The 19,054-nt window shown below is 36.0% G+C and carries 18 protein-coding genes; 8 read left to right on the top strand and 10 right to left on the bottom strand.

What is annotated here, in order from left to right; all coding sequences use genetic code 11:
- Position 1: 1 nt before the first annotated feature.
- From KO527_RS19105 to KO527_RS19085, 5 genes are read left to right on the top strand one after another with little or no spacing between them, the layout of a single operon-like run.
- The gene (locus KO527_RS19105; RefSeq protein ID WP_216041853.1) at positions 2-817 is read left to right on the top strand and encodes a siderophore-interacting protein; all 816 of its coding nucleotides are present in this window, start codon (positions 2-4) and stop codon (positions 815-817) included.
- Between the two features lie 4 nt (positions 818-821).
- Positions 822-1,601, top strand: coding sequence for a 2,3-dihydro-2,3-dihydroxybenzoate dehydrogenase (gene dhbA, locus KO527_RS19100; protein ID WP_216041852.1), 780 nt, complete (start codon positions 822-824; stop codon positions 1,599-1,601).
- Positions 1,602-1,641: 40 nt separating this feature from the next.
- Complete coding sequence (locus KO527_RS19095) at positions 1,642-2,907, top strand: aminotransferase class III-fold pyridoxal phosphate-dependent enzyme (RefSeq protein WP_216041851.1); 1,266 nt, start codon at positions 1,642-1,644, stop codon at positions 2,905-2,907.
- A gap of 2 nt (positions 2,908-2,909) precedes the next feature.
- The gene (locus KO527_RS19090) at positions 2,910-4,472 is read left to right on the top strand and encodes an amidohydrolase family protein (RefSeq protein WP_252733876.1); all 1,563 of its coding nucleotides are present in this window, start codon (positions 2,910-2,912) and stop codon (positions 4,470-4,472) included.
- Positions 4,469-5,674 carry an MFS transporter gene (locus KO527_RS19085; RefSeq protein WP_216041850.1) on the top strand — a complete coding sequence of 402 codons (1,206 nt, stop codon included), beginning with the start codon at positions 4,469-4,471 and terminating at the stop codon, positions 5,672-5,674. Before KO527_RS19090 ends, KO527_RS19085 begins: the two co-directional genes overlap by 4 nt.
- A 28-nt stretch (positions 5,675-5,702) precedes the next feature.
- On the opposite strand, the gene KO527_RS19080 is transcribed toward KO527_RS19085, so the two are convergent.
- The 7 genes from KO527_RS19080 to KO527_RS19050 form a co-directional block, all read right to left on the bottom strand.
- Positions 5,703-7,022, bottom strand: coding sequence for an ATP-binding protein (locus tag KO527_RS19080; RefSeq protein ID WP_216041849.1), 1,320 nt, complete (start codon positions 7,020-7,022; stop codon positions 5,703-5,705).
- Positions 7,023-7,030: 8 nt separating this feature from the next.
- A complete protein-coding gene (locus KO527_RS19075; protein ID WP_216041848.1) occupies positions 7,031-8,374 on the bottom strand; it encodes a sigma-54 dependent transcriptional regulator in 1,344 nt (447 codons plus the stop codon).
- A 43-nt stretch (positions 8,375-8,417) separates the two neighbouring features.
- Positions 8,418-9,644, bottom strand: a complete 1,227-nt coding sequence (locus KO527_RS19070; RefSeq protein ID WP_216041847.1) for an ABC transporter permease — start codon at positions 9,642-9,644, stop codon at positions 8,418-8,420.
- A gap of 1 nt (position 9,645) precedes the next feature.
- Positions 9,646-10,998: an ABC transporter permease gene (locus KO527_RS19065; protein ID WP_216041846.1), complete on the bottom strand. Its 1,353-nt coding sequence runs from the start codon at positions 10,996-10,998 to the stop codon at positions 9,646-9,648.
- Positions 10,999-11,007: 9 nt separating this feature from the next.
- Positions 11,008-11,703, bottom strand: coding sequence for an ABC transporter ATP-binding protein (locus tag KO527_RS19060; RefSeq protein WP_216041845.1), 696 nt, complete (start codon positions 11,701-11,703; stop codon positions 11,008-11,010).
- A 27-nt stretch (positions 11,704-11,730) separates the two neighbouring features.
- Positions 11,731-13,014, bottom strand: a complete 1,284-nt coding sequence (locus KO527_RS19055) for an efflux RND transporter periplasmic adaptor subunit (protein ID WP_216041844.1) — start codon at positions 13,012-13,014, stop codon at positions 11,731-11,733.
- 225 nt (positions 13,015-13,239) lie between these two features.
- Complete coding sequence (locus tag KO527_RS19050; protein WP_216041843.1) at positions 13,240-14,874, bottom strand: methyl-accepting chemotaxis protein; 1,635 nt, start codon at positions 14,872-14,874, stop codon at positions 13,240-13,242.
- Positions 14,875-15,185: 311 nt separating this feature from the next.
- Between KO527_RS19050 and KO527_RS19045 the strand changes: the two genes are divergently transcribed.
- Complete coding sequence (locus KO527_RS19045) at positions 15,186-15,737, top strand: NUDIX hydrolase (protein WP_216041842.1); 552 nt, start codon at positions 15,186-15,188, stop codon at positions 15,735-15,737.
- 72 nt (positions 15,738-15,809) lie between these two features.
- On the opposite strand, the gene raiA is transcribed toward KO527_RS19045, so the two are convergent.
- The gene (raiA, locus tag KO527_RS19040) at positions 15,810-16,142 is read right to left on the bottom strand and encodes a ribosome-associated translation inhibitor RaiA (RefSeq protein ID WP_042146530.1); all 333 of its coding nucleotides are present in this window, start codon (positions 16,140-16,142) and stop codon (positions 15,810-15,812) included.
- 307 nt (positions 16,143-16,449) lie between these two features.
- Here raiA and pip point away from each other — a divergent pair, with 307 nt between their 5' ends.
- Positions 16,450-17,397 (top strand): prolyl aminopeptidase, encoded by a 948-nt coding sequence (pip, locus tag KO527_RS19035; protein WP_216041841.1) that lies wholly within the window; start codon positions 16,450-16,452, stop codon positions 17,395-17,397.
- Positions 17,398-17,408: 11 nt separating this feature from the next.
- Positions 17,409-17,819 (top strand): GFA family protein, encoded by a 411-nt coding sequence (locus tag KO527_RS19030; RefSeq protein ID WP_216041840.1) that lies wholly within the window; start codon positions 17,409-17,411, stop codon positions 17,817-17,819.
- 70 nt (positions 17,820-17,889) lie between these two features.
- Here the strand turns inward: KO527_RS19030 and bfr (KO527_RS19025) are convergent, their stop codons facing one another.
- The gene (gene bfr, locus KO527_RS19025) at positions 17,890-18,366 is read right to left on the bottom strand and encodes a bacterioferritin (protein WP_042146534.1); all 477 of its coding nucleotides are present in this window, start codon (positions 18,364-18,366) and stop codon (positions 17,890-17,892) included.
- A gap of 1 nt (position 18,367) precedes the next feature.
- On the bottom strand, positions 18,368-18,838 hold the full coding sequence (gene bfr / locus KO527_RS19020) for a bacterioferritin (RefSeq protein WP_216041839.1): 471 nt from the start codon (positions 18,836-18,838) through the stop codon (positions 18,368-18,370).
- Positions 18,839-19,054: the final 216 nt, after the last annotated feature.

Raw genomic sequence — 19,054 nt, 5'->3', positions numbered from 1 at the left:
TATGAGTGACACTCCAAGGCGAGTACCGCCAAGGCTTTTACAGCTTGTAGATAAAAAATATATTAGTGAAAACTTATTAAGAATTACCTTAACAGGTGAGGCATTAAAAGGGTTTCCGAACAATAAAAATGGCTCACATATTAAGTTATTCATTCCCCATAAAGGACAAAGTAAACCTGAGTTGCCCACTTTAAGTGAAACAGGCGTTATTTGGCCAAAAAATCGGCCCATTACACGGGCATATAGTGTTAGAAAATATAGAGCTGATGTAAATGAGCTTGATGTGGACTTTGTTGCCCATGGTAAATCGAGTCCGGCATCAGGCTGGGCAATCAATGCTAAAAAAGGTGATTGTATTGGTGTAGCAGGTCCAGGGGGGCCAGATCCTTTATTAGCAACCGCTGACTGGCACATATTAGCAGGGGATTTAACTGCAGTTCCCGCAATCAGCGCTATTTTAGAAACTTTACCACAAGATGCTAAAGGTCATGTATTTATTGAACTAGATGATCTAATAGATAAGCACCTTATTACGCATCCATTGGGGATTAAAATTCACTGGGTTTTACGTACCCCAGGGGCTAAAACAAACGCATTAATTAAAGCGATTGGAGAAGTTGCGCCGGAAAACGATGTGAAGTCGATATCAGGCTTTGTTGCTGGAGAAAATTCAGCAGTGATTTTATGTAGAGATAAGTTAAGAGCTGATTATCAACTGACTAAAAAGAACCTTTACGCAGTGCCATATTGGCGAAGAGGTCAAGACGAAGAAATGTATCATGAAGAAAGGCACACCATAATGGATCAGGTGTATTAGCAAAATGGCATATCAAGATTTTAAAGGCAAACGCGTCATTGTAACTGGTGCAAGCCAAGGGATAGGTTTAGCCGTTGCAACTCAATTACTTTTTCATGGCGCACAAGTCATCGGTTTAGATATCGCCTTTGATGCTGTTATAGGCGATAAAAATCAACCTGATGGCGATGGCATGTTTCGTTTTCATTTAGATATTAGTCAGCGCCAGAGTATTAAATCTTTAATTGATGCCATTGAATTGCAATTAGGCCCGATTGATTATTTAGCCAGCGTTGCAGGAATTTTACGTATGAGTGCTTTGTTAGAGCATACAGAGCAAGACTGGTTAGATACATTTGATGTCAATTGTCATGGCCCTTTTATTTTATGTCAAGCCGTTGCTAAACAGATGAAAAAAAGAGGTAACGGTGCAATTGTTGCTGTTGGCTCTAACGCTGCAAATACGGCTAGATTAAATATGGGCAGCTATTGCGCATCAAAAGCGGCTTTAACTGCATTAATTAAAGGCTTAGCGCTAGAGCTAGCTGCGGATGGTATTCGCTGTAACTTAGTTGCCCCAGGTTCAACCGATACGCCAATGCAACGCCAGCTTTGGCAAGATGAGCATGGTCTTAAAAACACAATTTTAGGCAATGGCGCTGATTATAAATTGGGTATTCCCTTACAAAGAATCGCAACACCCGATGATATTGCAAAAGTTGTGCTGTTTTTATTATCAGATCAAGCACGCCATATCACCATGGAAAACTTACTTATTGATGGCGGTGCGACTTTAGGTCATTAGCCCCATTTCACAAACTTATTCGCATTTTTTTGGAGATCACATGAATAACAATAACCCTGAATCATTACACATAGAAAAATCACTCTTACTTGAAGAGCAAGGCAAAAAGTATGTAGCCGGATTTACACAAACTATGATGAAAAAGCCTGAGCAATTTGCTGCAGGTCAATTCCCTGTATATGTTGAGTCAGGACAAGGTAGCCGAGTAACCGATGTAGATGGCAATGAATACATAGACTTTATTTGTGGATTAGCTGCAAATACTTTGGGTCATAATCATCCTGTTGTTGTTGGTGCAATTGAAAATAATTTAAAGAAAGGTTTGATCCATTCTTTACCAACACCTGTTGAAATAAAAACAGCCAGAACCTTAGTTGAAATGATCCCTGGAGCCGAAAAAGCACGCTTTTTTAAAACGGGTGCTGATGCCAACTCAGCAGCCATAAGGTTAGCAAGATATTTAACTAAAAAAGAAGAGATAGTGACGATTGGCTATAATGGTTGGCATGATCAATACATGTTTGACACTCCAGGAGTGCCAGCGAGAATTGAATCTCTAACGCACAGAATGCCATTATTTACACCTATGGATGAACCTAAAATATTAGAGTTAATACAAGATAAACAAGAAAATTTAGCTGCTGTTCTATTATCCGTTCCATATAACCGTACGTTAACAGCTGATTTTTTACAGCAAGTACGCAAAGCATGTGATGACACAGGAGTCTTGTTAATTTTAGATGAAGTTGTGACTGGATTTCGCTTGGCATTAGGCGGAGCACAAGAATATTTTGGTGTTAAAGCTGACTTAGTTACTTTATCAAAAGGCATCGCAGCTGGTATGCCGCTTTCTGCAGTTGTAGGTTCTGATAAATTTATGTCGCAAATGGAAGCTTTACAAGTTTCAACTACTTTTGGTGGCGAAATGCTGTCGCTAGAAGTGTGTGATGCGGTATTAAAAGAGTATCAAAAGACGGATTACATCTCACACATAGCACGCTTAGGTTCTGTATTAAAATCAGAGGTAAATGCGATAGCTAAAAACTTAGAAACACCTTTAGAAGTTGTTGGTTATGACCCAATTCCAATGTTTTTATTTGCAAAAAATCCACTTGAACATGTGAAATTAGCAGAACCGTTTTTAGCTGAAATGGCAAAAAGAGGTGTATTACTTAGGCGTGAAGTTAACTTTATATCTGGTGCACATACACAAGAAGATATAAATAAAACAATACAAGCAGTTCGAGATTCATTAAATGCAATGAAACAAGCTGGTTTATTTAATAAAGAACAAGGTGCTGTTTAATTATGAGTTGTTCTTGTTTAACACCAAGTTGGTTAGACAATTTAATGATGAGCATAGGCTCATCATTAACTAATACTAGTCAGAAAAATATCCAAGCTGGTGGTATTGATAGCCAAAGCAATGAATTTACTGCTCAGCAATCATTTTCAACTAAAGCAAATAAGTCTAAAACAACTTTGATTAAAGGTGGTTTTCTTTATTGTGCAGATATTGCAAACACCATAATTGAGCACAGCTGGATCTTAGTTAAAGATGATTTAATTGTAGAGATTGGAAAAGAGGGACAGCCGCTTCCTCAATACGATATCTTAATAAATGCGAAGGGTAAATTAGTTGTCCCTGGTTTGGTAAACCCACATTGGCATGAAAGTTTTGTTGCACCAAACCATGAAACTGCAGACGACGCTAACTTACAACCAACAGCTTATTCAAATGGTGGTGATATTGCTGCTTTAGGCGCTATGTTTGGTTTTATTTCTACAGTGGGTGAAAAACTGACTTTAGAAGAAGGCCGAGCAATTGCAAGGTGGAGCATGTGGACACAGTTACGTTCTGGCACCACTGCATTAGGGGATCTTGGTTCTGCTAATAAAGCAGATTCAATGGCCAATGCTGCGATTGATTTGGGTATGCGATTACGTGTGAGCCGTTGGGGTTCAGACATTATGCTACCAAAAGATAGCAATCAATTTAAAGTGATTGCCAATACGCAAACACAAACTGATGATTGGGTCGATTTATTAGAAAAGTGGCATGATCATGAGTCTGGTTTAGTTGGTGGCATGCCATCTGTAATGGGCGCTTTTGGTAGTTCTGATGAGCAACTATTGTCATTGGCTGAAATATCAAATAAATATCAGGTTCCCTATGCAACCCATTTAGCACCTTTAAAAAATGAGCGAAGTGCAGTTGAAGCAGTATTTGGTAAGTCACCTATTCAAAGATTTGATGATTTAGGATTACTGACTGACAGATTACTAGCTGTTCATACCGCTTATGCATCAGAAAGTGAATTTCAACGATTATTAGCAACGGGCGTTAATATATGCCATTCACCAGCGCATTATGGCATGTTAGGTGAAGCGACTGTGAGTGAAACCAAACAGCTAGGGCGATTTTTAAAAGAAGGTGCTTGGGTATCTAGTAGCACAGATGGTGATATTTCGTTTATTGGTGGTATGTGTGAAGCCATGCGTGGTGCGCATTTAGGTCATAACGAAGCACAAAATTGTAATACTGCTTGTCCTCCTAATTTAGCTTTAAAAACAGGCACATTATATGGTGCAAAAGCACTGGGATGGCATGAAAAAATAGGATCAATAGAAGTTGGAAAGCAAGCTGATATTGTATTGATCAATATTGATGATTACAGATACAAGCTTGGTAATCACCCTTTAAGAACTTACTTAGTAACAGGGTCTAGCCATGATGTTGATAGTGTCATGGTTGCTGGTGAAATGTTAGTTGAAAATGGTCAAAGTACCCAGTTTGATGAAGCTGTATTATTTGAGGATTATCAAAAAGCAGCACAGTCAGCACGCGCAAGAATAGGTGGACCTAAGTGAGTAAAGTTCAATTTGATTTTCCTCGATTGAGGACACTATTTTTATTATTAGCCAGCACTATGACTATTATGGCTGGTGCGACTTTAGCGCCTGCGTTACCTGGTATGCAACAAGCTTTTACAGAGCTGCCATATGCTGAATTTTTGGTAAAGTTTGCTTTATCTCTACCTGGGTTAACAATTGCTATTTGTGCACCTTTCTTTGGACGTCTTCTTGATCGCACATATAAAAAATCAGTGTTAATTATAGCACTGGTTTTTTATGCGATAAGTGGTGTCATAGGGTATTTTTATTCAGACTCTATAATGGCTATTTTGGTAAGTCGATTAACATTAGGTACTGCTGTCGCTGCTATTATGGTGGCCTGTACAGTATTAGCTGGTGAATACTTTAAAGGTCCTAAACTAGGGCAATATATGGGTCTACAAGCTGCTTTCGGTGGATTTGGTGGCGTTATATTTTTGTCTATTGCAGGCATATTAGCAGAGCAAAGTTGGACTTATGTTTTTTTAATTTACTTATTTGCTTTACTAATTTTACCAGGGGTTATGTCGTTTTTATATGAGCCAAATAAACAAGTAAATATGCTTGATAAAGCCGGCGAAAATATACCTGTTGCAATCGCAAAAAACAGCTTATTTCTATGTTATACCTTTGCGGCACTTGAAGTTATTGTACTTTATTGTGTGACAATGAATTTACCCTTTATGTTACAAAAATTAAACTTAGGTTCGTCATTAGAAGCAGGATGGGTTTTAGCACTTTTACTATTAGCTATGTCGGTGTTTTCTCTTTTATACGCAAAGATAAGTTTAAAACTCTCTATATTTAAGATTCATTTTATAGGCTGGTTATTAATTAGTATAGGGTTAGTTGTATTAAGTCAATCATTTGATTTAGCTTTAATTTTATCTGGATCTTTAACCATTGGGATAGGTTTAGGCATGATTAGGCCTAATTTATTCATTTGGTTATTTTCTTTTACACCATTACAAGTAAGAGGAAAAGTGATTGGCGGGATCACAACTTGTTTCTTCTTAGGTCAATTTGTTAGTGCATTTATTACTGAGCCTTTGGTATTACAGTTTGGCTATCATCAATTATTTTTAATTATTGGTGTAGCTGGCTTAATCACATTATTGTTGGTTGCAATTAAAGTGACTATTGATAATTTTAAAAGTACTGCAACTGAGGCCTCATAATTAAAGGAGACAAACCAAGATACTATTATTAATCCTGTTTGTTTTTATCCCAAGCAGGCACGTCAAACTTAACTAATAATCCACCTTGCTCACGATTGGCTAATTTTAATTGACCATCGTGGGCAGATATTACTTCATTACACAAACTCAAACCTAAACCGGTGCCTTTTTCTTTAGTACTAAAAAATGGCAAAAGTGCTTGTTGTAGCTGTGAGGCTTGCATGCCCTTGCCTCTATCAACTAACGCAAAGACTAAACGGTTATTTTCAAATACGACTTTAAGTGCAATTTCGCTTAACTCACAACCTGATTCATGCGCATTTTTTAATAAATTGATAAGTACTTGTTCAATCTGAGTTGCATCAAAATAACCATCTACTTTGGGCAATTCGCCTAATAAATTAAAGTCATAAATACGCTGCACTGAAGTGAGCAGTATATTCAAATTTTGTCTTGTTTTAGTTGGCTCTGGTAAACGGGCAAACTGTGCGTATTGCTCTAAAAATACTTTTAAATTATCAGCGCGACGGTTAATCGTTGTTAAAATATCAGGCAGCATGTCAAAGTGGGCTGGTTTATCGAGTATTTTAAGTGCTGATGAAGTCAGTGATGCAATAGGCGCTAATGAATTATTGAGTTCGTGGGAAATTAATCTAATTGCATTCTTCCAAAGATTAATTTCTTGTCGTGAAATCTCAGTGGTTAAATCTTTAAATAAATATAAAGTATGTTGACGCATATTCATTTGAAAATGTTGACAAGACAAATAATAGGTCTGCTTTTTATCATCTTTATTTAAGGTAATTAATCCTGACTGTTTGTTTAAACAACTGCTTTTAAGTTCATCATCAAGATGGTTCACAATGTTTGTAAAGGTTAGCCCTTCTAACTTTCCTTTTACATTAAATAGCTTTTGCGCCACTAAATTTGAATAAACAACCTGTTCATTTTCATTGGTTAAAACGATAGAAACAGGTGTGCTTTGCATTATAGTATCGAGCAGTAATTCTCGCTGAAACAGGCTCATACGTTCTTTTTTCATGGTTTTTGCTAAGGCGTTATAGGCATTAACTAATTGTCCTAACTCGCCTTTAAACTCATTATGAATCTGCACACTAAAATCATTATCTTGAAAGCTTAATACACCAGAAGTTAAGGCACTTATCAAATTTCGACTAGGTTTTAATAAGCTTTGAATGCCTATAAACACTAAACTAAAACTAGTTATCAACCCCATAAATACCGCTAATATTAAGGGGAAGCCTAAGTAGGAAAAGCTTACATAAATGCAAGCTTGTATTAATAACGCAATAAAAAATAAACTCAGTAATCGCGCTGAAAGCGTCATTTTTTTAATCATCGTTTATTTAACTCGATTGAAAACTTCTCCATTCTGCGATAAAAAGCTTGACGACTAAGCCCTAACCCTTTTGCTGCTTGTGATACCACTCCTTTTGCTTGCTCTAGTGCTTTCTCAATATCTGATTTTGTATATTCGACAGCTTCATTTCGCGTATTTTTAGTCAGCTTTATACCTAAATGCTCGGGCTGAATTTCATTATCGCCACATAATAAACATGCTCGTGCAATGGCATTTTGTAACTCTCTTACATTGCCTGGCCAATCATAGTTTTGTATTAACGATTCAGCGCTTTTTGATAAGGTCTTACCTTCATCCATAAATAATGATATCAGCGCGTTAATATCTTCTTTACGTTGGTTTAGCGGGGGTAAATCAAGTTCAATCACATTGAGTCTGTAATATAAATCTTCTCTAAAATGACCTTTTTCAATAGCTGATGAGAGGTTTTCGTTGGTTGCACTGATCACTCTAACGGTAACTTTTTGGGTTTTTGAATTGCCTAAACGTTCAAATTCACCAGTTTGTAAAACGCGTAATAGCTTTTTTTGACCCTCAATAGATAAGTTACCTATTTCATCTAAAAATAAAGTACCGCCATCAGCTGCTTCAAAACGGCCAATGCGTTGTTTGCCTGCACCCGTAAATGCACCTTGTTCTGCACCAAATAATTCAGCTTCTAATAAATCTGCGGGCAGGGCACCTACGTTTACTTTTATGAAAGGTTTGTTTTTTAAATCACTATTCGCTTGAATGACTTCTGCTATTTTTTCTTTACCTGCACCGTTAGGGCCTGTTATTAATACTGGAATGGGGGCAGCTGCGACTTGCGTTGCCATTTCCAATAAACTCAACATAGATTCAGCAGCAAAAGCCATATTACATAAGTCATATTTCAGTTGTAGCTTTTGTAAGCGGGTTTGCACACGAGTACGACGGCGAGAGTCTTGTTGTTGTAGCTGAGATAGCTCTATAAGATTTCGTACTGAGGCTAAAATTTTATCGTCATTCCAAGGTTTAGACAAATAATCTGCTGCGCCTTCTTTTACTAATTGCACTGCTGTTTCGAGATCTGCCCAACCGGTTAATAAAATAACAGGTAAATCAGTAAATGCTTCGCGTATTTGTCCGAATAAAACTTTGCCTTCATCACCTGATGTGGTGTCTTGGCTAAAGTTCATATCTTGAATAACTAAGTCAACTTTTTGATCTGCTAAACACTTTAGCCCTTGAGCGGGGGATTCGGCGCCTATACATTCAATATCGTTTAAAATAAAAAGCACTCTAAGTGCTTTTATTACATCTGAGTTGTCGTCTATCACTAAGACTTTTGGGTTCATGTTAATCCTTTGAAAAGGGAGATCATAACCTCCTCTTATTTTGTTACGCTAAACCACGTGTGATAATTGCAGGTGCGATATTCGCGGCTTTTCTTGCAGGAAAATAAACAGCCATTAAACATATTGACCAAATAAAACAGGCAATATAAACGCAATAATCAAACTGTATTAAACCACTAATATTAAATCGGTCAATTAAAAGTAGGTTTAGGTAGAGTGATAAAATAATGCCTAAGGCCATGCCCATAAAGGCTAAAATACTATTTTCAATTAAGAAATATCTAATTACTTGGCTTTTAGTTGCACCTAAAGCGCGTTTAGTACCAATTTCTTTTTTTCGTAATGATACAGAAAAAGTTACCAAACCAACAATGCCCATGGCTGTAATGCATAAGCCAATGAAACTGATCCCCAACATAGTAAAGGCAAAGCTACTACGGCCATCCCACAAGCGTTTTTTAGCACGCGCTGCAAATTCAACCCCTTGCACATATCTGCCTGGTTGCTCATATAAAACATCCTCAATCTTTTGTAAAATTTCCTCACCCATATTTGGATTTATACGCACCATATAATTGAATAGGGCATTTTGACCATATTTCACTTGTGGTCGAATAACGCTGTGGTATTCAACTTGCCCATAAACAGCCATTTCTCCTAACATGATATTTTTATAAATACCGACTATTTTTGCTGGCACTCTTTCACTGGTTATATAAAAAGTACTGCCTAAAGCATTGCCGTCAGGAAATAAGCTTTCAGCCATATCTTCACTAACAAGTACGTTGGGTGCCGTTTGTTGTACGTCGAGATAATGGCCTTGTATTAAATCTAGAGGCTCAAGCGTTCTGCCTGAAATCATTTCTATGCCTAAGACTGCTGGACCATCTAAGTTGGTGTCAAATAACCCAAGTTCATGTGCCGCCGCATTTTCATCAACAGAGTTATAAACTTGATTGTAGTATCTTCTTCTTTCAAGTACGTTTTCTATTGTTGGTGTCGCTAAATTTACGCCGTCTATATTTGTTAATCGTTTTAGGTCATCCTCTAACAATTGACGTTTATCCAAGTTTTCATCATATACAGTGGTCCAAATATTGATGATTTCGTGTTCATCTAAATTAGCTTCAATTAACCAGTTATCTAGAACGTTAGCAGTAATAAATACTGAGTTACTCACGATGGCTAAAGTGATCGCAATTTGTAAAATGATTAATAATGCGATGGCTTTAGAGCGCTTTAATATTTTAAGAATATGTAAAATTTCCATGTTATGCGCCTCGTAATTGACTAGCTGGAGCAAGATTACTAATGCGCCATATTGGATAAAGACCAGCGATAATGACGCTGAAAACTGTGATAGTTGCTGTTTTAGCTATAAGTAGCCAATCAATGGAATAAATTGCACGTAACTGAACAGGATCTGATAAATAATCAGATTGATATCTTCTAATATGGAACATAATTTCTAAACCAAATTTTGAAAGTAACAAACCTACTAAAATACCTATGAGAGAAATAAACAATACTTCGATTAAATGTATTTTTACGATATAAGCTTTTGTTGCACCTAGGGCACGGTATAAGCTGACTAATTTTGACTTCGATTGAAACTTTGCCAACATAATTCCTGAAGTATTAATAATACATACTGCAAATAATAGGTAAGACATCATGGCTAAAGTTTTTATCCATGTATCATTTCCATACACAGTCATAAGCTGATTAATAGTTTGACCATAAACGATTTTTTCTTGGAAAAAGCGTCCTACTTCTTTTTGTTTTTGACTATAAGCTGTGAGCCAAGTAAAAAATGCATCTGACTGTTCTGCATTAGAAAATTCAACCCATAGATTTTCAAAGCCACATTCAGATGTTTTTAATCCAGCCACATTTTGCGTTCTAAAGGTACTGCTTAAGGCTCTTTGTGATTCGGGACAAAAAACTTGGCCACGTCGCCTAAAATTATTATCTAATGCAAAAGTATATGGAATAAAGGCTTGATCATTATCTCTGGTGCTAAAATATCTATTTTGAAATCGTCTGTTATGAACTGATATATCCATCACACCGACTATGGTCAATGGTTTTTTATTTACTAAAATTCGCTTGCCAATAGAATTCGCGCCGCCAAAGAGTTCATCATTGACTGTTTTATCTATCACAATTACAGCTTGGGAACTTGATTCAGCTTCTTTACTCCAAGGTTCTCCATAAATAAATGGCATTTCCATAAGATTGAAAAGTTGATAGTTGGTTGCACTAGCAGATAAATTCATTGGTCTTGCTGCTAAATTTTCTGGTTCAGCAATAAATTGTGTTTCCCATATTCTGACTAGGCTGTTAAGAGCTAATCGAGCATTAAAAATGTTTTCGACATCTTTGTAAGTTGTTCTTGGCATGCGAGCCGCTTCTTGCTCTAGCGCATCAGCAGATCTGTTATCTAACATGACAAGCTGTATATTTTCACTTTTATGAGGTAACGGTACTTTTTGCTGTTGAAGTGAAATCGTCATCATAGTGGTCATTAAGGCAATGCCAATTGCAATAGTAATCACCATCAGGGCGTTCAGATTTTTTTTATGTTTTAAACTATGTAAAACTTGTTTTAGTAACTCACTCATTTGAGACTCCTAAACAGCCATATCAGTTAATTGAGATTGCTGAATATCACTAACTTGGCCATCAAGAATTTGAATGTTACGATTCGCACGCCTAGCAAGCTCAGAATCATGGGTTACCATGATAATCGTCGTGCCTTTTTTATTGATATCTTGCAATAAATCCATGACTTGGCGTGCCATTAAAGAATCTAAATTACCTGTGGGTTCATCGGCTAATAAAAACCGTGGTTTACCCGCTAATGCTCTGGCAATGGCAACTCTTTGTTGCTGACCACCACTGAGCTGATTAGGTAAATGATGCATACGAGAGGCTAAACCTACGATCTCTAATGATTCTTCTATGCGTTTTTTACGCTCGCTACGGTTTAAGCCTCGAAATATTAAAGGCACTTCTACATTATCGTATAAACTTAAATCGGAAATAAGGTTAAACCCTTGAAAAATAAAACCTATTTTTTCATTTCTTAATCTTGATAGTTGATTGTCGTTAAGGCCTTTAACGTTTACACCATCTAAAAAGTAATCTCCTTGTTCGAAGGTTTCAAGCATACCTGCTAGGTTTAAAAAAGTTGTTTTACCTGAACCTGAAGGTCCTGTAACGGATACAAAATCACCTTCTGCAACTTCTAAATTAACATCGCTTAATGCGTGGGTTTCAATTAAGTCAGTACGATAAATTTTGCTGACATTTTTCATTGATAACATTTTTAGAATCCTTTTCTTATAATAATTTTATTGAGTGATAAGCACTTGGCTTTGATCATTAAATGGCGTGATAGTTGAGATGACCACAGTATCACCTGGCTGTAAGCCTGAGGTTATTTCAACTTTTCCTGTACTGCGTGCACCCAGTGTTATTTTCACTTTTGTTGCTAAATTGTCTTTTACAACATAGGCTTTAAGTCCTGCACCCGATTCAACAAAAGCACCTCTTTGGAGTGTGAGAACGTTGTCTTTTTTCTCTATAATGATTTGTGCTGATACGCGTTGGTTTTGACGCATGCCTGGAATTTGTTCAATTAAACGTACACGTCCAGAGACTTGACCATTGTTTACTTCAGGTGAAATTGCAGTCAGCTTACCAGCATAAGATTGCCCATTAAGGGTGATATTGGCATCAAATCCTAGCCCTAATTCATCGGCGTAGCTTTCTGGAATTTGCGCTTCAATTTCAAAAGCGGATAAATCTACAAGTGATAATAGTGGTGTATTACGTAATACGGCTTGTTTTTGTTGGATATTAACATTACCCACAATACCATTTAGTGGTGAACGAATTTCTAATGCAGCGACTTTTCGCTCTAGTTCTTCACTAATATGGCGTTGGCGCTGTAATTGCAGTTCTAATGCTTTTAGCTCAAACTCTAATTGCTCTTTTTGTAGCTTTAAACTTTCGATAGCATGATTGTTAGTGAGCGTTGCACGCTTTAACCTTACAACAACTTCGTCATATTCTAATTGCGAAATAAGCGACTTTTCTATGCTGGCTTTTGAGCGGGCCATTTCGCTTTGTGCTGCAGCCAAATCTACTGCTGCAATTTCCATAGTTTGTTGATTATTTAATAAATCACTACGGGTTTGAATTTTTTGGCGTTCAACTTGAATCGAAAGCTCATCTAATCTGGCTTGTTCTTGTGCGTATTCACTTTTAAGTTGTGGACTATCGATTACAGCTAATAGCTGCGCTTCTTTTACTGTGTCACCAGGCTTAACATGTAAAAAAACTGTGCCTTCATCCATAGAATATAAAGTTGGATTAACAGCGGCAATAGTACGACCTTCAACACGAATATCTTCAATAAATAGACCGCGCTCAACGATTGCTAAACGAACTTGTTGTTTTGATACTGTGAGATCTGCACTTAACAATGATGCCATAGCAGGGTAGCTGAACCAGCCAATTGCAACGATTGCTGTTGCACATGTTAGGGCAATTAAACTCGTGCGATTAAAACCTAAAAACTTATTATTTTTAGGTTGTACTACACGGTCTTGTTGTGAAGTATCTTTAATCATGTGCCATGTCCTTATTTATATTTTCATCGTGTAATTATTTCTTACCATATCAACTAACGTGCCATATTTTAACTTATTGATTTTAAGGTTTTTTATGTTGTTAGTGGGGGAGGATATAATTGTGCGGACGGACAGCGGACAGTCCGCGGACAGGTGTACGCGAACATTATTAATAAAGGTTCATGGAGAGTTGTCGAGCAGGGCGCTCGACAATTTTTTAACTATTTAGACTTTGAATTGCTGAACTAGACAATTGAGGCTTTGTGACATTTCACTTAATTGATGACTTGATGAATAAACATGTTTAGCGCCTAGCTCTGTTTCCTCTGCGATATTAGAAACATCAAAGATGCTTTGTTCTATGACTTCAACTGCCTGCTTTTGTTCTAGTGTAACGCCGGCAATATCTGAGCAGTTAGCCATGAGCTGTTTAACTGAAACATCTATTTTAGTTAAAGTTGTATTACAAGCATTACTGATTTCTAAACCTTTCTCTGTGGCGTATTTACAATTTGTCATTTCCAATACAGTGGATTCAACACCTTGATGTAGTTTATCTATCATGGTTTCAATATTTGCTGTGGAATCTTGTGTCCGTTTAGCTAATGTCCTGACTTCATCGGCTACCACTGCAAAGCCACGACCTTGCTCTCCCGCTCTTGCTGCTTCAATAGCGGCATTGAGTGCGAGTAAATTTGTTTGCTCAGCCACTTGTTTAATAACATCAAGGACTTCACCTATCTGGCTTGAAGATACTTGCAGTGCTTTTACTGTCAGCTGTGCATTGGCCACACTGGACACAACCGATTGAATTGTTTTAGCGTTTTGCTCTATATGCGACAGACCCTCAATAGTAAGGGTATTTGCTTGTTTTGCGACTGTTAAAGATGATTCAGTTTGCTTAAATACGTTTTCTGCTGATGCAGATAAATCGCTCACTTCACCTTTGATATTATTTATATTTTGTTTTTGTAATGACATACCTGTATTAATTTGTTTGGTGACACAAGATAACTCTTCTGCTTGTGAAGCCAGTGAATTGGTATTGTCATTAATATTAAATAGCACATTGCAAAAATCTTTATTCATAGCATTAAAAGCGACACCTATTTTTGAAAGCTCATCTTTACCATAGCTTTTTAGCGTGATGGTGAGATCTTTATTGGCTGCTGTTTGTGTCATAGCATGAGTAAGTTTATTCAGTGGTTTGGTGATATTTTTTGCTATAAGGGATGAAAATAAAATAAGTAAAATAATATAGACAACAAACTCAATGGCAATAATGATCAGTTGTTCATTGTAAGTATCCTCTATGTCATCAAAATAAATACCTGTACCAATTACCCAATCCCATTGCGATAATGATTTTATATAGGATGTTTTATCTTCTTGAATGGTAGCCCCAGGTTTTGGCCATTGATATTTGGCAAAGCCTTGTTGCTTACTATTAGCTATATTTACAAACTTGCTAAAGGCATTCGTGATAAATGCTTGAGGTTGAGTAAGCATAGACTGGCCATTTAAATGCGGTTTTATTGGATGCATTAGCATGTTGCCGCTTAAATCGAACAAGAAAAAGTATCCTGAATCACCATACCTAGCGTTTTTTATAAGCGACTTTATATACTGCTTTTTTTCATCTATTGATTTATCGTCCATAGTTGAAATGGCATTAACTTGATTATTAATCACTTGAGTTAATAGTTTGGCATTTTGGGTACGTTCTGCGTACATATTTTCTTTTAATTTATCGGCAGAAAGTAACTGAGTTATTAAAATAATCAAACTGGATATGATGATTGTTAAACGAAGTTTTGCACTCACTTGTAGGTTATTGAGTAGTTTATTTACATTAAACATTTATTCTTTTTAATCTCCATAATGCGATAAAATAGATGTGGACAGCGCTGTCAATTTTTGAGGATTCTACTGAGCATAAGTCTCTTGTATAGAACTAATTTGGACTTAAATTGAGGAAAAAAGTATAAGGAATTGTAAGTTTATGATAATTGTTCTTATTTCTGTTTTAGTAGTTTGAAAGCTAATGTAAATGAATGTGAAACCCTTAGTTTAAGTAAGGTCATAAAGAATAAAAAAGAATCAGTTATGGTATATATCATGTTTTATCTGAGTTAAAATCCGCGCCTCAAAATCTTAATTTATCGAGTTATATGCAATTATTTAAATCAACTACTCATCCTGATATAGCATCTTTATCCGGCAGTGTTTTTCAACGTAAGGCTGCTCGAGGCATTATTTTAAAAGGTGAAGATATTTTAATGGTGTATACCGCTAGATACCATGATTACACTTTACCTGGTGGCGGTATTGATGAGGGAGAAGATATTCAAGCAGGCTTAATTAGAGAGTTAAGTGAAGAGACCGGTGCTTGTAATATTACAGATATTAAAGAATTTGGTTTATATGAAGAGTTTAGACCTTGGTATAAAGCTGATTTTGATATTGTTCATATGCTGTCTTATTGTTTTACTTGCACCATAGATGATGAGTTAGGTGAAACTAAGCTTGAAGATTATGAAATTAAAAATGGTATGAAACCTGTTTGGATTAATATATTTAAATCGATTAAGCATAACGAAGATACAATAGCCAATAGTGATAAAAAAGGCATGTCGATTGAAAGGGAAACATTTTTACTTAAAAGAATTGTAGAACTTGGGTTAGTTAATAAAAGTCAGTCTGGGGAAAGTGTTTGTAGTTAAGGATTGTTTTAATTGATTTTAAATGGGAAAGCTTGCTCAAAATTTAGAGCAAGCTAATAAAAATCTTATTCGTTATTCAACTTCGTCTAATACCTCTGCTGAATGTGGTTTGCTATGTAAATTCGCTTTTAAAACGCCTTTGCGATGTGATAAAGATGACTCTAGCTTTTTAACTGCACTTGCAATTGCTGAGTATAGTTCTTTATCTGATGCGTTTACTGAAATACTTACTCCTTCATATACGGTCGATACTTCAATTTTTTGTTCATTTCGCTCTACTGTAACAATAGCCTTTAGCGACATAATATCTGGATAATGCTGGCCGATTTTAGAAAATTTATTCTCTACTGATTGTTTAATAGCTTCAGTAATTTCAACGTGATGGCCGGAAATCTCTATCTTCATATTTGTATCCTTTTTCATTGTCTTCAATATAATAATCGGTCTTGTGCATCGAAAAAACAAGGGTTAAATGACAAATAAATTAATTTTTTTTTAATTAATAAAATAGTGATCTTTTAGCTTGAAATGAAATTAAATTGGGCGCATGCTGTTTGATTAAGTCTTGCTTGAAAATACTCCTCGACTTGTAAATTTGTTCTATACTTCCATTGATTAATTCCAATAATAAATTAAAAACTCACATTAAATATTTTATACATAAGTATTTTCTGATAGCTTTGCAGCAAACAAGAATAGTGGGACAAAGTTAATGAATGAGTTTTATCCAGAAATCACACCTTTTAATGATTTTCTGTTAGAAGTAGGTGATGGTCACCAAGTTTATGTTGAACAATGTGGTAACCCACAAGGCCAAGCCGTTTTGTTTATTCATGGTGGACCTGGAGGAGGGTGTTCAGAAACAGATCGACGTTTTTTTGATCCAGAAAAATATCATATAATTCTTTTTGATCAACGTGGTTGTGGTCGCTCAAAACCCCATGGCAGTTTAGAGAAAAATGAAACCAAGTATTTAGTTGCCGATATAGAAATGATCCGAGCTAAATTAAATGTGGATAGCTGGCATGTATTTGGTGGCTCATGGGGCTCAACTTTATCTTTAGTATATGCACAAACTCATCCTGACAATGTAAAAAGCTTAGTATTAAGGGGGATCTTCTTAGCCAGACCAGACGATACTAATTGGGCATTTTCCGGAGGTGGTGCTACACGATTGTTCCCTGATTACTGGCAAGCATACCTAGATACTTTACCTAAAGGTCAAACTGATACTTCTATCAAAGCGGCTTATGAAATCATGATAGGTGAAGATAAAGAACTGGCATTAAAAATTGCAAAAGCTTGGGCGCAATGGGAGATCCGTTGTTGTACTTTATTACCAGATGAAGCATTTGTTGCAGATAAAACTGATGATGAATCTAGTTGGAGTTTAGCGCGCCATGAAGCACATTATATGGTGAATGATTGTTTCTTAACTGAAAATCAAATTTTAGCTAATTGCGATAAAATAGCGCATATCCCAACAACGATAGTTCATGGTCGTTATGATGTTGTTTGCCCATTTGATAATGCTTGGATGTTACATCAACATTTACCAAAATCAGAATTAGTGATAAGCGAAAATGCAGGGCATGCCTCAGTAGAGCCAGCAACAAAACATAATTTATTAGCAGCAACTACAAAAATGCTAACTGTTTAAAAGGATGTAAAATGTATACAGGTAAATGCTTGTGCGGCGAAGTTGAAGTCGTGTTAAAAGGTGCTATCAGCGATATTATTCATTGCCATTGTTCATTATGTCGTAAATCAAGTGGAACCGCTTTTGCGACCAATGGTTTTATACAATCAAGTGACTTTGAAGTTGTAAAAGGTAAAGAAAAGTTATCTTCATTTACTTTTAAGCCAGGAAGAATTCGTCACTTTTGTTCGGCATGTGGCTCACCTGTATATAGTGAAAACCTAGATGACCCAAGTCGTTTAAGGTTACGCTTAGGAATTTTAGAGTCTGATATTATAGAGCGACCCATATCTCATAATTTTGTATCTTCACAAGCTAATTGGGAAGACTTAGATGCAGGGTTACCTAGATATGATACGTTTGAGCCTAGTCGTCAGAAGTAGCATATTAAAATAAAAAAAATCGCTTGTAACATTTAGCTATTACAAGCGATTTTGTTTTGAAAAATAAATTTTATGGTGTACTCATTTGAGACTGAATATAGTTATGAATTCCAACCTTATCTATTAGACCTAACTGTTGCTCTAACCAGTAGATATGATCCATTTCTGTATCATCTAATAAGTCTTCAAGAATTTCTCGCGTCACATAATCTTTTTCTTGCTCACATACGCCAATAATCATTCTTAAACTTTCAGCTACAATATGCTCAGCTTTTAAATCATTTTCTAGCATTTCTTTGGTATTAGAGCCTATTAATAAAGGTGCTCTGGAGGCGGTATCTGCTTGGCCTTCTAAAAATAGTATTCTTTCAGCTAAACGTTTAGCGTGACCTAATTCTTCTTCATGTTCATGCATTTCATGCTCATGGAGTTTGTCTATTCCCCAATCCTCAAACATTTTGCCATGAGCTAAATATTGATCCATAGAAGTGAGTTCTAAGGTGAGCTGTTTGTTGAGTAGATCTATTACTTTTTGTGAACCTTGCATGTTAAGACTCCATCATAGATTGTTGGTAGTTCTCTATACCTGTGTTATCAATTAAGAACTGTTGAGATTCAAGCCAATCTACATGTTCTTCTTCGTACTCAAGGATAGACTCTAGTAATTCTCTACTAACGTAATCTTCCTCTTTTTCACATAATTCAATGGCTGTTCGCATTATGGCGATTTGCTCTAGTTGAAAGTCCATATCACATTGAATCATTTCTGCTGTATGTTCGCCTATGCGAAGTTTTTCAAGGTGTTGCAAATTAGGTAAACCTTCTAGAAATAAAATTCTTTCAATTAAATCATCAGCTTGCTTCATGTCCTTAATTGATTTTTTATAGTCCTTTTCGTTGAGTTCTTCTAATCCCCAGTTTTTAAATATTCGGGCATGCAGAAAATATTGATTTATTGACGTCAGCTCATAGGTCAGGATCTGATTCAAAGAGCTTATTATATTGCTTTTGCCTTTCATGTTTTTGTCCTGTTTTGCTCTAATACTAAATACACTTAGGTAATTACAGTGTAGAACAAAAAACATACAGCGCTAGATTGTTTTTATATAAATGGAAATTAGATATATTCTTTTAAAATAAATAACTTACAATGCAAATTAGAGTTATTATTATTTCGAGATAGGCATTTTATTAGTAATGACAACTATTAGTATTTACCTGTAAAAATAGTGTTT

Source organism: Pseudoalteromonas sp. C2R02, from assembly GCF_018860845.1.
Lineage (GTDB): Bacteria > Pseudomonadota > Gammaproteobacteria > Enterobacterales > Alteromonadaceae > Pseudoalteromonas.
Note: the sequence above shows the minus strand (reverse complement) of the source record. Positions and strands in the feature narration are given on the sequence as shown.

What these genes read in the sequence shown, in the direction of transcription:
- KO527_RS19105 (WP_216041853.1), top strand. Translation starts at nt 2, where the DNA reads ATGAGTGACACTCCAAGGCGAGTACCGCCAAGGCTTTTACAGCTTGTA.
- dhbA (WP_216041852.1), top strand. Translation starts at nt 822, where the DNA reads ATGGCATATCAAGATTTTAAAGGCAAACGCGTCATTGTAACTGGTGCA.
- KO527_RS19095 (WP_216041851.1), top strand. Translation starts at nt 1,642, where the DNA reads ATGAATAACAATAACCCTGAATCATTACACATAGAAAAATCACTCTTA.
- KO527_RS19090 (WP_252733876.1), top strand. Translation starts at nt 2,910, where the DNA reads ATGAGTTGTTCTTGTTTAACACCAAGTTGGTTAGACAATTTAATGATG.
- KO527_RS19080 (WP_216041849.1), bottom strand. Translation starts at nt 7,022, where the DNA reads ATGACGCTTTCAGCGCGATTACTGAGTTTATTTTTTATTGCGTTATTA.
- KO527_RS19075 (WP_216041848.1), bottom strand. Translation starts at nt 8,374, where the DNA reads ATGAACCCAAAAGTCTTAGTGATAGACGACAACTCAGATGTAATAAAA.
- KO527_RS19070 (WP_216041847.1), bottom strand. Translation starts at nt 9,644, where the DNA reads ATGGAAATTTTACATATTCTTAAAATATTAAAGCGCTCTAAAGCCATC.
- KO527_RS19065 (WP_216041846.1), bottom strand. Translation starts at nt 10,998, where the DNA reads ATGAGTGAGTTACTAAAACAAGTTTTACATAGTTTAAAACATAAAAAA.
- KO527_RS19060 (WP_216041845.1), bottom strand. Translation starts at nt 11,703, where the DNA reads ATGTTATCAATGAAAAATGTCAGCAAAATTTATCGTACTGACTTAATT.
- KO527_RS19055 (WP_216041844.1), bottom strand. Translation starts at nt 13,014, where the DNA reads ATGATTAAAGATACTTCACAACAAGACCGTGTAGTACAACCTAAAAAT.
- KO527_RS19050 (WP_216041843.1), bottom strand. Translation starts at nt 14,874, where the DNA reads ATGTTTAATGTAAATAAACTACTCAATAACCTACAAGTGAGTGCAAAA.
- KO527_RS19045 (WP_216041842.1), top strand. Translation starts at nt 15,186, where the DNA reads ATGCAATTATTTAAATCAACTACTCATCCTGATATAGCATCTTTATCC.
- raiA (WP_042146530.1), bottom strand. Translation starts at nt 16,142, where the DNA reads ATGAAGATAGAGATTTCCGGCCATCACGTTGAAATTACTGAAGCTATT.
- pip (WP_216041841.1), top strand. Translation starts at nt 16,450, where the DNA reads ATGAATGAGTTTTATCCAGAAATCACACCTTTTAATGATTTTCTGTTA.
- KO527_RS19030 (WP_216041840.1), top strand. Translation starts at nt 17,409, where the DNA reads ATGTATACAGGTAAATGCTTGTGCGGCGAAGTTGAAGTCGTGTTAAAA.
- bfr (WP_042146534.1), bottom strand. Translation starts at nt 18,366, where the DNA reads ATGCAAGGTTCACAAAAAGTAATAGATCTACTCAACAAACAGCTCACC.
- bfr (WP_216041839.1), bottom strand. Translation starts at nt 18,838, where the DNA reads ATGAAAGGCAAAAGCAATATAATAAGCTCTTTGAATCAGATCCTGACC.